Consider the following 11867-nt stretch of genomic DNA (forward strand, 5'->3'; position numbering starts at 1 on the left):
ATGTGGCCGACACGGGCCGCAGGAAACGGAAGGCCCTGACATGAACGTTCTGGTCGTTCTTACCTCGCACGACGAGCTGGGGACCACGGGCCGCAAGACCGGCTTCTGGCTGGAGGAGCTCGCGGCGCCGTATTACCGGCTCAAGCAGGCCGGCGCCACGATCACCCTCGCCTCGCCGAAGGGCGGGCGCCCGCCGCTGGACCCCAAGAGCAACGAGCCCGGCTCCCAGACCGACGACACCCGCCGCTTCGAGGCGGACGCCGAGGCGTCGGCCGCGCTGGACAACACGGTCGTGCTCAGCACGGTCGACCCGGCCGACTACGACGCCGTGTTCTACCCGGGCGGGCACGGCCCGCTGTGGGACCTCGCCGAGGACGCCGACTCGAAGAACATCATCGAGACCACGCTGCGCTCCGGTAAGCCGGTCGCGCTGGTCTGCCACGCCCCGGGCGTGCTGCGCCACGTCACCGGCGAGGACGGCTCGCCACTGGTGCAGGGCCGCCCGGTGACCGGGTTCGCCAACACCGAGGAGGACGGCGTCGGCCTCACCGACGTGGTGCCCTTCCTGGTCGAGGACATGCTCAAGGCCAACGGCGGTGTCTACTCCAAGGGTCCCGACTGGGGCTCCTACGTGGTCCGCGACGGGCTGCTGATCACCGGCCAGAACCCCGCCTCGTCGGCCGAGGCCGCCGACGTGCTGCTCACCGTGCTCGCCACCGCCTGACTTTCACATCGATACAACAGGGAGACCGTCATGCCTTTCCTCACCGCTGCCCACGGCGTCGAGATCCACTACGAGGACTTCGGGTCCGGCGACCCGGTCGTGCTGATCCACGGCTGGCCGCTGTCCGCCCGCAGCTGGGAGGCGCAGATCGCGCCCCTGGTCGAGGCCGGCAAACGCGTCATCACGTACGACCGTCGTGGTTTCGGCCAGAGCAGCCAGCCGTGGGACGGCTACGACTACGACACGTTCGCCGCCGACCTGGACGCGCTGCTGACCAAGCTGGACCTGACCGGCGTCACGCTCGTCGGCTTCTCCATGGGCGGCGGTGAGGTCGCTCGTTACCTCGGCGCCTACGGCAGCGCCCGGATCGCCCGCGCGGTGTTCGCCGCCGCCGTCCCGCCGTATCTGTACAAGACCGACGACAACCCCGGCGGTGGTCTCGACGACGCCACGATCAAGAGCTTCCAGGACGGCGTGATCGCCGACCGGATCGCGTTCGTCGACGGGTTCGCCGCCAACTTCTTCACCGCCGGCGGTACGTCGAAGGTCAGTGACGCCCAGGTCCGCTACGCCCAGGAGCTGGCCCACGTGGCGTCGGCCAAGGGCACCCTGGACGCCATCGGGGCGTTCAGCTACACCGACTTCCGCCCCGACCTGGCCAAGATCGACGTGCCGGTACTGGTCATCCACGGCGACAGCGACGCCATCGTGCCGTTCGAGGTCAGCGGCGCGCGGACGGCGGAAACGGTGCCCGGCGCCAAGCTGGTCGTGATCAAGGACGGGCCGCACGGCATCAACGCCAGCCACCCCGCCGAGTTCAACCAGGCCCTGATCGACTTCCTGAACAGCTGACGTTCTCCCATGACGAGGGCCGCCGGATCCACCGGTGGCCCTCGTGGCGTTGCCGGGAGAAATCCGGAAGCGCTCCACAAAAACATGGCCGACCCCGGTGCCGGTCGTCCGGCCGAGACGGGGGCACTCGGTCATGGCGGCCACCCCCCGCCGCCGGGCCGCTGCGCTCCCGGGCCGCGCGGTGAGAGACGTGGCCGGCAACACCCGACGGACGTCAACGTCTTGCCCGACGAGCGACACCGGCGATTTGGTTACCTGACCAGCCTCCGGACCGACAGTAGGGGGACCCGCGATGCCACGACAGCAGACCCGGCTGCGGGTGGAGGGGCTGGGACCGCTGCGTGCCTTCGTCGACGGCGAGGAGATCGAGCTCGGCCCACCCAAGCAGCGCGCCGTGTTCGCGGTGCTGGCACTGTGCGCCGGGACGACGGTGTCGCGCGCCGAACTGATCGACCGGGTCTGGGGGGAGGCGGCGCCGAAGACCGCGGCCGGAAGCCTGCACACGTACATCTCCGGTCTGCGCCGTGCTCTCGGCCCAGCACAGGATCTGCTGGTCGGTGATGGGGCCGGGTACAGCCTGCGGATCTCCCCCGAACACTTCGACGTCACTCTGGCCGAAGACCGGGCGGAACGGGCTCGGGCGGCCCGTGACACCGGGGGCGCCGTCACACCGTACGAGGAAGCTCTCCGCGACTGGACGAGCGGCACCCTGTTTCCTGGCGTACCCGGCCCGTTCGTCGCGCAGACCCGGCGCCGGCTCGACGATCTGCGAGTCCAGTTGCTCACCGAGCTCGCCGAACTGGTCGCACCCGCGCGGCTGCCCACCATGACCGGCCGGCTCCTCGCGGAAATCCCGGCCCATCCGTTCGACGAGCGCCTGTACGCGGTCACGATGAGAGCGCTGCATCGTGGTGGCCGCACCGGCGAAGCACTGGGACTGTACGGGAATCTGCGCCACCGTCTCGCCGCCGACCTGGGGATCAGCCCGTCGCCGATCGTCGAGACGGTCTACACCGACCTGCTGACCGAGGACCGGAATGTATTCGCTCGGGACCTGGCCGCGCCGACGGCGTCCGATGACGGCGACCGGCCGCGGAGGTACGCCGCGCAGTGGCCGGAGCCCTTCACCCGAACCGACGAGGAGTTGGCGGCCGTCATGCAGAGCCGGGCCGAGTTCGACATCGCGGCCGGGAACGGGACCGAGGCGATCCGGTTCGCGCTGACCGGCCTCGAGCACGCCCGCGCCTCAGGCCGTCGCCTCCTCGAAGCCGCTTTGCTCACCACTGTCGGTCAGGTCCGGCTCAGCCTCGCGCAGCGTGCGGCCGCCGGCGAGGCGTTCGCCGAGGCCCTGCGGATCAGCCAGGATGCCGGTGACCCCTTCCAAGAAGCGCGGGCCCGGTTCGGGCTGGTCCGCTGTGAGGAGCCGGGTACCGATCCCATCCGCCCTGCCCTGGGCGGTCGCGCTGAGCCGGGTATCGGTCCCGGCGCCGAAGTGCCTGCTCTGGCCGACACCGGCCCCTAAGCCCGCCTACGCTGCCAGATCAGCACGGCCTCGACCCGGCTGCGGGCGCCGAGCTTGGCGAAGATGCGATTGACGTGGTTCTTCACCGTCTTCGGCCGTACCTTCAGCAGGATGGCGATGTCCGGGTTGGGTAGGCCGCGGCTGACCGCGTCCATCACCTCGGCCTCCCGCGGCGACAGCGCCCCGCCGCCCGCGCGCGGCGGGTCGTTCTCGCGGGTGCGCCTGGTATCGCGTGGCACCAGCGCCAGCTGGTAACGGGCCGTGGCCGGGTTCTGGTGCCGGGTCTGCCGGCCGGCCAGGCCGTTCAGGGCGCCGGCGAGCGCGTTCGCCGCCGGAGCCGCGCCGTCGCCCGGGGTGACCAGCACCTCGACCGTGGGGAGGCCGTCGATCCGTACGTCCCACCCCTTGTCGGTGAACTGCTGACGGATGTGGGCGAGAATTTCCGGGCTGGCGATCGCGATACGCAGCCGACCGCCGGGTTCGGCAGGAACGGTCATGACGGCCAGTGTCGGGCGGGCCGGGGCAGGTTGCCTTCAGATCGGCTTCACACGGCTCACTACCAGGCCGGACGTACCGGACCGGTCAGGAGTCCGGTGTCGACCGAGCCGCTGATGTCGACCCGCAGGCGCCACACCGCGTCGTCCACGCCGCTCGCCACTACCGCCCAGCGCCGCACCGGAGCGGCGACCAGCTCGCCGGCTCGGCGCAGGTCGTAGGGATCCGCAGGCCCGGCGAACAGCGCCGTCCCGCCTTCCGGACGGGTCAGTAGCGGCGAGGCCTGGGCCAGCCGCTCGACGCTCGGACCGGCGAAGCCCGGGTCGGCGGCGAACCCGACGCGGATCACCTGTCCCGGGCCGGCCCACGGGCTGCGAGTCAGCTGCCGGGACCACTGCGCGGCCAGGCGCGGCGCCAGCACGCTGTCACCGTCGAGGCTGATGATGCCGTCGGCTGCGGCGAGGTTGAGCAGCACGCGACCGTCGTCGTGGTCGCCGAGCGAGACCAACAGCGGCAGGGGCGGACGCGGCAGCGGGTCGGCCGCCGCGGTCTCCAGCCGGTCGAGCGGAACCCGCCAGGTGCGGCCGTCGTGCTCGAGCTCCCAGCCCGGTGGCGGGGAGCCCGCCGGGGCGATCAGCCGTAGCGACACCGCGCCGGAGCCCAGGACCACGACCCCTACCTGTGGGAACGGCTTGCCCTGGACGGCGCGGCCGGTGGCGAGAGCCCGGATCGCGTGGTCCACGATCCAGGCGCCGGACCGCCGTCTGCCCGGCGGGGTGGCGTGCCCCACGTTCATTGCTGACTCCTCGATGGCATGGGCGACAGGAATCGTCAGCGGTGCGGACCTGGCGTGTCAATGCGGGCCCTGGGCCCACGGGCCCACGCCCGGGCGCACTGCTCTGGACCCCGGGAGGCACCGTTCCTAGCGTGGTCGACGGTTGATCATCTGACGAAGGGACAGCCTGATGGCGAACCTGAGCATCACGTACTCCGACATGGAGGACAGCGCCAAGCGCATGAGTTCCAACAAGGATGAGATCGACAGCAGGCTCACCGAGTGCAAGACGATCGTGGACAACCTGACCTCGGCCGGCTTCGTCACCGACCAGGCGTCCGGCAAGTTCGACGAGGTTCACTCGGAGTTCAACACGGCCGCCGGCCAGGTCATGGAAACGCTCACCCAGCTCTCCGAGTGGCTCGACAAGGCCGTCGAGGCGATGCGTGACATGGACTCCGAGCTCGCCAGCTCGCTGAGCAAGTAGTCCGGGGGCCTTCCGTGCGCATGCTGATCACCCTGGCGTCGCCCCAGGCGTGGTCGGCCGACGTGATCGTGGACGCCGACCCCGCGACACCGTTGCGGGACCTCGTCAAGAACATGCTCCATGATCTCGATCCGTCAGCCGCCGCGCACGGGTACTCCCTGGACAGCGGCGGTGTCCACCACGACGACCGGCCGCTCGACCTGGACCTTCCGCTGTCGGCGACCGGGCTGCGTGACGGCTCGGTGCTGTGGTTCGGCGGGCCCGGCCCGGCGCCGTACTCCACCACCGGCGGCCTGGTGACGGTGCGTGCTGTCACCGGGGCCGGCGCCGGACGGATCTGGGCGCTGCCACCGGGCGAGCACCGTATCGGCGCTGCGCCGGAGTGCCGGGTGCGCCTGACCGGCGACGTCGCACCGGTGGCCGCCGTCGTCCGGGTCACCTTCGACGCCACCGTGCACCTGCGCGGCGTCGACGGGCGGCTGCGGCTCGACCAACAGGAGCTGACCGGCGGCGAGGTCGTCTGGAGCGAGGGCGCGCAGCTCGGCGCCGGCGCGACGGTTCTCGAGGCGTACCCGGTGCTGCTTGCGGACGCGGTCGTCGAACCGTCGCCGGAACGGGAGTACCTCGACTACAACCGCCCGCCGCGGCTGCTCCCACCGGCCCGGACCGAGAAGTTCCGGATGCCGGACGAGCCGAAAGCCCCGTCCGCCAACGCGCTGCCGTGGCTGGCCGCCGCCATGCCGGCCGCGTTCGGCGGCGTGATGGCGTTCGTGCTGCGCAACCCGCTCTATCTGATGTTCGCGGCGATGACCCCGATGATGGTCGTCGCCAACTGGTACACCAGCCGCAGCCAAGGCGGTCGCAGCTATCGCGACCAACTGGCCGGTTACCGGCGGCGCGTCGATGCGGTGGAGACCGAGATCGCCGAGGCGCTCGTCCTCGAACGCCTGGACCGGCGCGTTGACGCACCTGACCCGGCTGAGCTGCTGGTGGTCGCCACCGGCCCACGGGCCCGGCTGTGGGAACGCCGCCGCACCGACCCCGACCACCTGGTCGTCCGGGCGGGCACCGCGAACCTGCCCAGCAAGATCACGGTCGAGACGGCCGGCGTGACCGAGCGCCGCGCCGAACCGCGACGGCTGCACGACGTACCCGTGGCAATCTCCCTGCCGAAGGCAGGTGTCGTCGGCGTCGCCGGTCGTGACGACTGGCCACGGCACGTCGCCCGCTGGATGCTGGGCCAGCTGGCGGTCGTCCAGAGCCCTCGCGACGTGCAGATGTACGTGCTCACCGACCCGGCCGCCGCCCCGCTGTGGGCATGGGCGGCCTGGTTGCCGCACACCCGGCCGTCGCTCGGGCAGCAGTCGCTGAGCCTGCTCGGCACGGACGCCGAAACGACCGCGCACCGCATCGCCGAGCTGATCGAGCTGATCACCGCGCGTCAGCAGGCCCGCGCCGACGCCGGAGTCCGGGCGGTCTTCACCGATCCGGACGTGGTGGTCGTGCTCGACGGCGCCCGGCGGCTGCGCGCCCTGCCCGGCGTGGTCTCGCTGCTGCTCGCCGGCCCGGCCGTCGGCGTCTACTTCATCTGCGTCGACACCGACGAACGCACCCTGCCGGAGGAGTGCACGACGGTGGTGACCGGCGGCGAGGGACTGCCCACGACCGTGCGCCGGCAACGGGCGGAACAGATCGACGACGTACGCGTCGACCGGGTGATCGACGACTGGTTCACGGTCACCGGCCGCCGGCTGGCCCCGCTGCGCGACGTGAGCGACAGTCACGGCGAGGCCGCGCTCCCGGCGTCGGCCCGCCTGCTCGAAGTGCTGAACCTGGAGGACCCGGCGCCGGCCGCGATCACCGCCCGCTGGGCCAGTTCCCCGCGCGGCACCCGGGCGATCGTCGGCTACACCATGGACGGACCGTTCGCCCTCGACCTCGTCGCGCACGGACCGCACGGCCTGGTCGCCGGTACCACCGGTTCCGGCAAGTCCGAGTTCCTCCAGACACTGGTCGCGTCCCTGGCCGTCGCGAACCGCCCCGACGCGATGAACTTCGTGCTCGTCGACTACAAGGGCGGCGCGGCCTTCAAGGACTGCGTCGACCTGCCGCACACCGTCGGCATGGTCACCGACCTCGACACCCACCTGGTCGAACGGGCCCTCACCTCGCTGGGCGCGGAGCTGACCCACCGCGAGCACCTGCTCGCCGCGGTCGGCGCCAAGGATCTGGAGGACTACCTCGACTACGCCACCCGGCGACCGGTGCCCGAGCCGATCCCGCGCCTGCTCATCGTCATCGACGAGTTCGCGTCGATGGCCCGCGAGTTGCCCGACTTCGTCACCGGCCTGGTCAACATCGCCCAGCGCGGCCGTTCGCTGGGCATCCACCTGATCCTGGCCACCCAGCGCCCGTCGGGGGTGGTGTCGGCCGAGATCCGGGCGAACACCAACCTGCGCGTCGCCCTGCGGGTGACCGACGCGGGCGAGAGCACCGACGTCATCGACGCCCGGGAGGCAGCGAGCATCTCGGCCACGCATCCGGGCCGCGCGTACGCCCGGCTCGGCCACAGCTCGCTCATCCCGTTCCAGACCGGCCGGGTCGGTGGCCGCCGCCCGCGCAGCACCGCCGGTCACGCTCCGCCTGCGCCATTCGTGCGCCCGGTGACCTGGGTCGACCAGGGCCGGCCGCGACCCCGGCCGCCCCGCGCGGCGGCCGAAGCGGACGAGGCCACCGACCTGTCGGTGCTGGTCGCGGCGATCCGGCAGGCCAACGACGTGCTCGGAGTAGCCGCGCAGCGCCGGCCGTGGCTGCCCGCGCTGCCCGCGGTGACGGTCGCCGAGCTGCCGGACGAGCCCGGCCCGGGCGAGCCCTCCTTCGCCTGGGCCGTGCAGGACCTGCCCCGCAGCCAGCGGCAGGAGCCGATGACGATCGACCTGGCCATGTTCGGCCACCTGCACATTGCCGGCGCGCCCCGCTCCGGCCGGTCGCAAGCGCTGCGCACGATCGCGACCGCGGCGGCCGCCGCGGCGAGCGTGGCCGACCTGCACCTGTTCGGGCTCGACTGCGGCAACGGCGCACTGCTGCCGATCAGCCGTTTCCCGCATTGCGGCGCGGTCGTGCAGCGCTCGGACACCGAACGGGCCACTCGTCTGCTCACCCGCCTGCACCAGGAGGTGCAGCGCCGGCAGCGGCTGCTCGGCGAGGGCGGGTTCGCCGACCTCAGCGAGCAGCGGGCCGCCGCCCCGGCCACCGATCGCCTGCCGCACATCCTGCTGCTGCTCGACCGATGGGAGGGCTTCGTCGGCACGCTCGGTGAGCGCGACGGCGGCGCGCTCACCGAGATCGTCCACACCCTGCTGCGTGAGGGCGCCAGCGCCGGCGTCCACCTCGTCATTGCCGGGGACCACACGCTGCTCAGCGGCCGGATCAGCTCGCTGTGCGAGGAGAAGCTCGTGCTACGGCTGGCGGACCGGACCGACGCGACCATGGCCGGGCTGAACCCGCGCAGGATCCCGGAGAACCTGCCGCCCGGCCGCGGCTACCGCGCGGTCAGCGCGATCGAGGTGCAGGTCGCGCTGGTTGCCGCCGACGCGTCCGGCCCGGCGCAGGTCGCTGCGATGCACGCGCTCGCGGCCCGGTTCACCGACCGCGAGGCGCACGTCGCCCGGGCGTTGCGTCCCGGCAAGATCGCCGCGATGCCCGCGCAGCTCACGTACGAGCAGGCGTGGGAAGCCGTCACCGAGCCCCGCCCCGGCTGGGCGCTGATCGGCGTCGGCGGCGACGAGCTCGAGCCGGTCGGCATGGACTTCGCCGCCGACCAGCCCACGTTCCTGATCGCCGGCCCTTCGCGATCAGGGCGCAGCACCGCACTCGCCGTCATGGCCGAGTCGCTGCTGCGCGGCGGGACCGAGCTGGTCATCGGCGCCCCGCTGCGCTCACCGTTGCGCGAGCTGGCCGGCCGACCCGGCGTACGGGGAATCATCACCGACGACAACCCGGACGCCGAGACTCTCGCCGCGCTCGTGGACCCCGGCGAGGGTTCCGTCGCCCTGCTCGTCGACGACGCCGAGGGGTGGCGCGACTGCGCTGCCCGGGACTGGCTGCGCCAGCTGATCCGGCAGGCGTCCGGCACGAACCGGGCCGTGCTCCTCGCCGGGGAGGTCTCCGCGGTCGCCGCCGGCTTCTCCGGCTGGCAGGTCGAGGTGAAGAAGAACCGGCGCGGCGCCCTGCTCTCCCCGCCCACCATGAGCGCCGGCGACCTGATCGGCGTACGGCTGTCGCGGGCCGGCCTGGCCGAACGGGTCGTGCCCGGCGTGGCCCGGGTCCACCTGGGCGACGGCACGTTGCAGACCGTCCAGATTCCTCTGCCGGAACCGACAGCGAAAGCGGTGACGTGATGGCCGACCTCGTGGTCAAGGACCTGCAAGGGCTGGTGAGCGACCTGAACGAGCTGGTCGGCCAGTTCGAGGGTGCGCTCGACTTCCAGAACGACGAGAAGGGGCAGTGGGGTCAGAAGAACGCGAACCTGTCGATGGGCGACTTCGCGGACAACTGGACGGTGCACCGCAACAAGATGGTCGACGCGATGAAGAAGTTCCGCGACAAGGTCAAGGAACTCGACGAGGCCTGGACCGAGGCGGAGAAGCAACTGACCGACAGCATGGAGCAGAAGTGAGCGACGGCCGGATCAAGACGCTCAAGCGTGCCGACCCTGCCGAGATCGACACGGTGCAGAAGCGCTACCAGCACATCTCGGACACCATCGACGACACCGTGGCGAAGCTACGCAAGATCATCGACGCCGGCAGCGACGCCCTGGTCGGCGAGTGGGTCGAGCCGCTGAAGAAGGACGCGACGTCCATCCACGACAGCTTGAGCAAGGCGGCGGTGCGCTATCACGACGTCGCCACCGAGATCGACCGGTACCAGCCGGACCTGCAGCACGCCATCGACGAGGTCACCGCCGCCGAGAACGAGCAGGACGACGGCACCGCGGCGGTCAAGAGCGCCGCCGCGATGCCCGATCCGCAGAAGGGCCCCGACGGCACGGTGTCGCCGGAGGAGCAGCAGAAGGCGGCCGACAAGGAGCGCGCGCAGGACGAGGCGCAAAGCCGGGTCACCGCGGCCAAGAACCGGCTCGAAGCCGCTCTGGACGCCCTGGACGTGGCCGGTAAACGCTTCGGTGACGCGGTCAACTGCAAGAACTACGACGACGGGCTGACCGACTCGCTCAAGGACAAGATCATGGCCGTCCTGAAGAAGATCAGTGACATCTTCGCGGTCGTCGCCCTGGTCCTGACCGCCCTCGCATTCCTGATACCCGGCGTGAACGGCCTCGCGATGGCCGCCTTCGTCGTCGGGGCCGTCCTGCTGATCTCCGACATCGCCCTGCTCGCCGGCGGCGAGGGCAGCGCGCTCAGCGTCGCCCTCGACGCGGTGGGCCTCGGCATCGGTGGTCTGGCCGCGCGACTCGGCAACGCCGGCAAGTCGCTCGACGACTACCGGAAGCTGCTCGGCAAGAAGGTGCCGCCGATCGGGATCAAACCGCCTCCCGGCGGCGGTAAGCCGGTCGGGGTCGGCAGCCCGGCCGGGCCGTCGATGCCGGCCGGGCTGTCCCCCCGAGGCAGGCCGGTCCCCGTCGGCCGCCCGTCCGGGCGGCGCCCGCCGCCCCTACCGAAGGGCCTGAACGGCCTCCCCCGGGCGATCGAGTTGCTGGACGGCCTGTTCAGCACCGGTGTCGGACTGATCTACGGCGGCCTGCAGACGCGGAACAACCCGGTGGTCACCAACTGATGGCCGAGCAGACCCCGGCCCTGTCCTGGTTCTGGGACTGGGCGCCGAACGCCGCCGGTGAAGCCCGGGACCGGTGGGAGGACTTGATCGGTGCGAAGGCGGCGGCCGATCTGATCGAGCGTTCCGGTGACCTGCCCCCGGCCTGCCACCTGATGTGGGGCGCAGGCTTCCTCGGCGACACTCCCCGCTGGCTGCCGATCGTCACGCTGGTCGAGTTCCGTGAGGCGCTCCGCGGTGACTCCGCCTACCTGCTGGGCGCGGTCGGCGCGGAAGGTTTCGACGACGACGTGCGCGAACCGGTCGTCGAGTACATCAGCACGCGGCACGGCGACGGAATCCGGGTGCTCGCGCTGGCCCGCTCCGAGGACGGCACGATCCACGGCCGGGTCGACGCGGCGCTGCGACTCGACCGTCCCGCCGGCGACATCGACGTCCTGTTCACCACGCGCGTCAGCACCCTCGGCGAACTCGCGGTGATCGGCGACGGGGTGGACGCGCTGATGACCATGATCGCCGACCAGTCGCCGGGGTTGCAGCTGATCGACGACGGAACGGACCTCACATGATCGACTTTGAGGTGATCCTGCCCGACGGCTGGGCGTACATCCCGACCACGCCCGGCCTGGCCCGGCTACGCAAACGAATCATCGACGGCATCGTCCGCCAGGCGCTGCCGGACACGCTGCCGCGCGACAAGGCCGGTCCGTGGCGGCGGATGCTGCACGCCGAGCTGACCCAGGCCACCGACGAGGCCGAGCGGCAGGGGGCCCGGGCCGTGGTCCTGCCGACCACCGAGATGCACGGCATGCGCCTGCCCGGCACGCTGGTGCTGTCGATCGTCGAGGACGACGGTGCGATCCCGGACCCGCGGCAGGTGCTCGACGGGCTGCTCGCCGACGCCGGAGCCGACGGGTCGGCGCTGGACATCGGCGGCTGCCCGGCGATCCGGATCAGCCGGATCGTCGACGCCGACAAGATCAAACGCAAATTTCCCGCCGTACGGGTCAGCTACTACATCGCGGCCCCCGACGCGCCCGGCGTCTGGGGCCTGCTGACGTTCACCGTGCTCACCGACGGTGACGCCGAGGCCGAGCCGGTGCAGGCGATCGTCCTGCTGTTCGACATGGTCGTCAGCACCCTGCGCTGGTCCGATCGGGTCGACGTCCCGACCGAGGACGAGCTGCTCGCCGGATGAGAGGACAGTCGAGATTGAGCC

The 11867-nt window shown here is 71.6% G+C and carries 11 protein-coding genes; 9 read left to right on the forward strand and 2 right to left on the reverse strand.

What is annotated here, in order from left to right; translation table 11 throughout:
* Positions 1-40 precede the first annotated feature (40 nt).
* The 3 genes from ACH442_RS41890 (at position 41) to ACH442_RS41900 (ending at position 3098) form a co-directional block, all read left to right on the forward strand.
* Positions 41-724: a type 1 glutamine amidotransferase domain-containing protein gene (locus ACH442_RS41890; protein ID WP_396343712.1), complete on the forward strand. Its 684-nt coding sequence runs from the start codon at positions 41-43 to the stop codon at positions 722-724.
* A 30-nt stretch (positions 725-754) separates the two neighbouring features.
* Positions 755-1576 (forward strand): alpha/beta fold hydrolase, encoded by an 822-nt coding sequence (locus ACH442_RS41895; RefSeq protein ID WP_396343713.1) that lies wholly within the window; start codon positions 755-757, stop codon positions 1574-1576.
* Positions 1577-1868: 292 nt separating this feature from the next.
* The gene (locus ACH442_RS41900; RefSeq protein WP_396343714.1) at positions 1869-3098 is read left to right on the forward strand and encodes a BTAD domain-containing putative transcriptional regulator; all 1230 of its coding nucleotides are present in this window, start codon (positions 1869-1871) and stop codon (positions 3096-3098) included.
* Here ACH442_RS41900 and ACH442_RS41905 read toward each other — a convergent pair.
* Together ACH442_RS41905 and ACH442_RS41910 are read right to left on the reverse strand one after the other, a co-directional pair.
* A complete protein-coding gene (locus ACH442_RS41905) occupies positions 3095-3595 on the reverse strand; it encodes a response regulator transcription factor (protein ID WP_396343715.1) in 501 nt (166 codons plus the stop codon). The two genes, ACH442_RS41900 and ACH442_RS41905, sit on opposite strands and share 4 nt — an antisense overlap.
* A 59-nt stretch (positions 3596-3654) precedes the next feature.
* Complete coding sequence (locus ACH442_RS41910; protein WP_396343716.1) at positions 3655-4389, reverse strand: hypothetical protein; 735 nt, start codon at positions 4387-4389, stop codon at positions 3655-3657.
* A gap of 169 nt (positions 4390-4558) precedes the next feature.
* Here ACH442_RS41910 and ACH442_RS41915 point away from each other — a divergent pair, with 169 nt between their 5' ends.
* Genes ACH442_RS41915 through ACH442_RS41940 form a run of 6 tightly spaced genes read left to right on the forward strand, consistent with a single transcriptional unit; the run spans position 4559 to position 11846 of the window.
* Complete coding sequence (locus ACH442_RS41915; protein ID WP_396343717.1) at positions 4559-4855, forward strand: WXG100 family type VII secretion target; 297 nt, start codon at positions 4559-4561, stop codon at positions 4853-4855.
* Positions 4856-4875: 20 nt separating this feature from the next.
* Positions 4876-9255, forward strand: coding sequence for an FtsK/SpoIIIE domain-containing protein (locus ACH442_RS41920; protein ID WP_396343718.1), 4380 nt, complete (start codon positions 4876-4878; stop codon positions 9253-9255).
* Positions 9255-9533 (forward strand): hypothetical protein, encoded by a 279-nt coding sequence (locus tag ACH442_RS41925; protein ID WP_396343719.1) that lies wholly within the window; start codon positions 9255-9257, stop codon positions 9531-9533. Before ACH442_RS41920 ends, ACH442_RS41925 begins: the two co-directional genes overlap by 1 nt.
* Positions 9530-10651, forward strand: coding sequence for a WXG100 family type VII secretion target (locus tag ACH442_RS41930; protein WP_396343720.1), 1122 nt, complete (start codon positions 9530-9532; stop codon positions 10649-10651). The genes ACH442_RS41925 and ACH442_RS41930 overlap by 4 nt, the downstream gene beginning before the upstream one ends.
* Positions 10651-11217, forward strand: coding sequence for a hypothetical protein (locus ACH442_RS41935; RefSeq protein ID WP_396343721.1), 567 nt, complete (start codon positions 10651-10653; stop codon positions 11215-11217). The genes ACH442_RS41930 and ACH442_RS41935 overlap by 1 nt, the downstream gene beginning before the upstream one ends.
* Entirely contained in the window at positions 11214-11846 is a 633-nt protein-coding gene (locus ACH442_RS41940; RefSeq protein ID WP_396343722.1) for a hypothetical protein, read from the forward strand. Before ACH442_RS41935 ends, ACH442_RS41940 begins: the two co-directional genes overlap by 4 nt.
* Positions 11847-11867: the final 21 nt, after the last annotated feature.

It is taken from the genome of Actinoplanes sp. NPDC020271 (genome assembly GCF_044388125.1).
Lineage (GTDB): Bacteria > Actinomycetota > Actinomycetes > Mycobacteriales > Micromonosporaceae > Actinoplanes.

Bases quoted from the DNA above. Each gene is read 5' to 3' on its own strand.
- ACH442_RS41890 (WP_396343712.1), top strand. From the start codon at position 41: ATGAACGTTCTGGTCGTTCTTACCTCGCACGACGAGCTGGGGACCACG.
- ACH442_RS41895 (WP_396343713.1), top strand. From the start codon at position 755: ATGCCTTTCCTCACCGCTGCCCACGGCGTCGAGATCCACTACGAGGAC.
- ACH442_RS41900 (WP_396343714.1), top strand. From the start codon at position 1,869: ATGCCACGACAGCAGACCCGGCTGCGGGTGGAGGGGCTGGGACCGCTG.
- ACH442_RS41905 (WP_396343715.1), bottom strand. From the start codon at position 3,595: ATGACCGTTCCTGCCGAACCCGGCGGTCGGCTGCGTATCGCGATCGCC.
- ACH442_RS41910 (WP_396343716.1), bottom strand. From the start codon at position 4,389: ATGAACGTGGGGCACGCCACCCCGCCGGGCAGACGGCGGTCCGGCGCC.
- ACH442_RS41915 (WP_396343717.1), top strand. From the start codon at position 4,559: ATGGCGAACCTGAGCATCACGTACTCCGACATGGAGGACAGCGCCAAG.
- ACH442_RS41920 (WP_396343718.1), top strand. From the start codon at position 4,876: ATGCTGATCACCCTGGCGTCGCCCCAGGCGTGGTCGGCCGACGTGATC.
- ACH442_RS41925 (WP_396343719.1), top strand. From the start codon at position 9,255: ATGGCCGACCTCGTGGTCAAGGACCTGCAAGGGCTGGTGAGCGACCTG.
- ACH442_RS41935 (WP_396343721.1), top strand. From the start codon at position 10,651: ATGGCCGAGCAGACCCCGGCCCTGTCCTGGTTCTGGGACTGGGCGCCG.
- ACH442_RS41940 (WP_396343722.1), top strand. From the start codon at position 11,214: ATGATCGACTTTGAGGTGATCCTGCCCGACGGCTGGGCGTACATCCCG.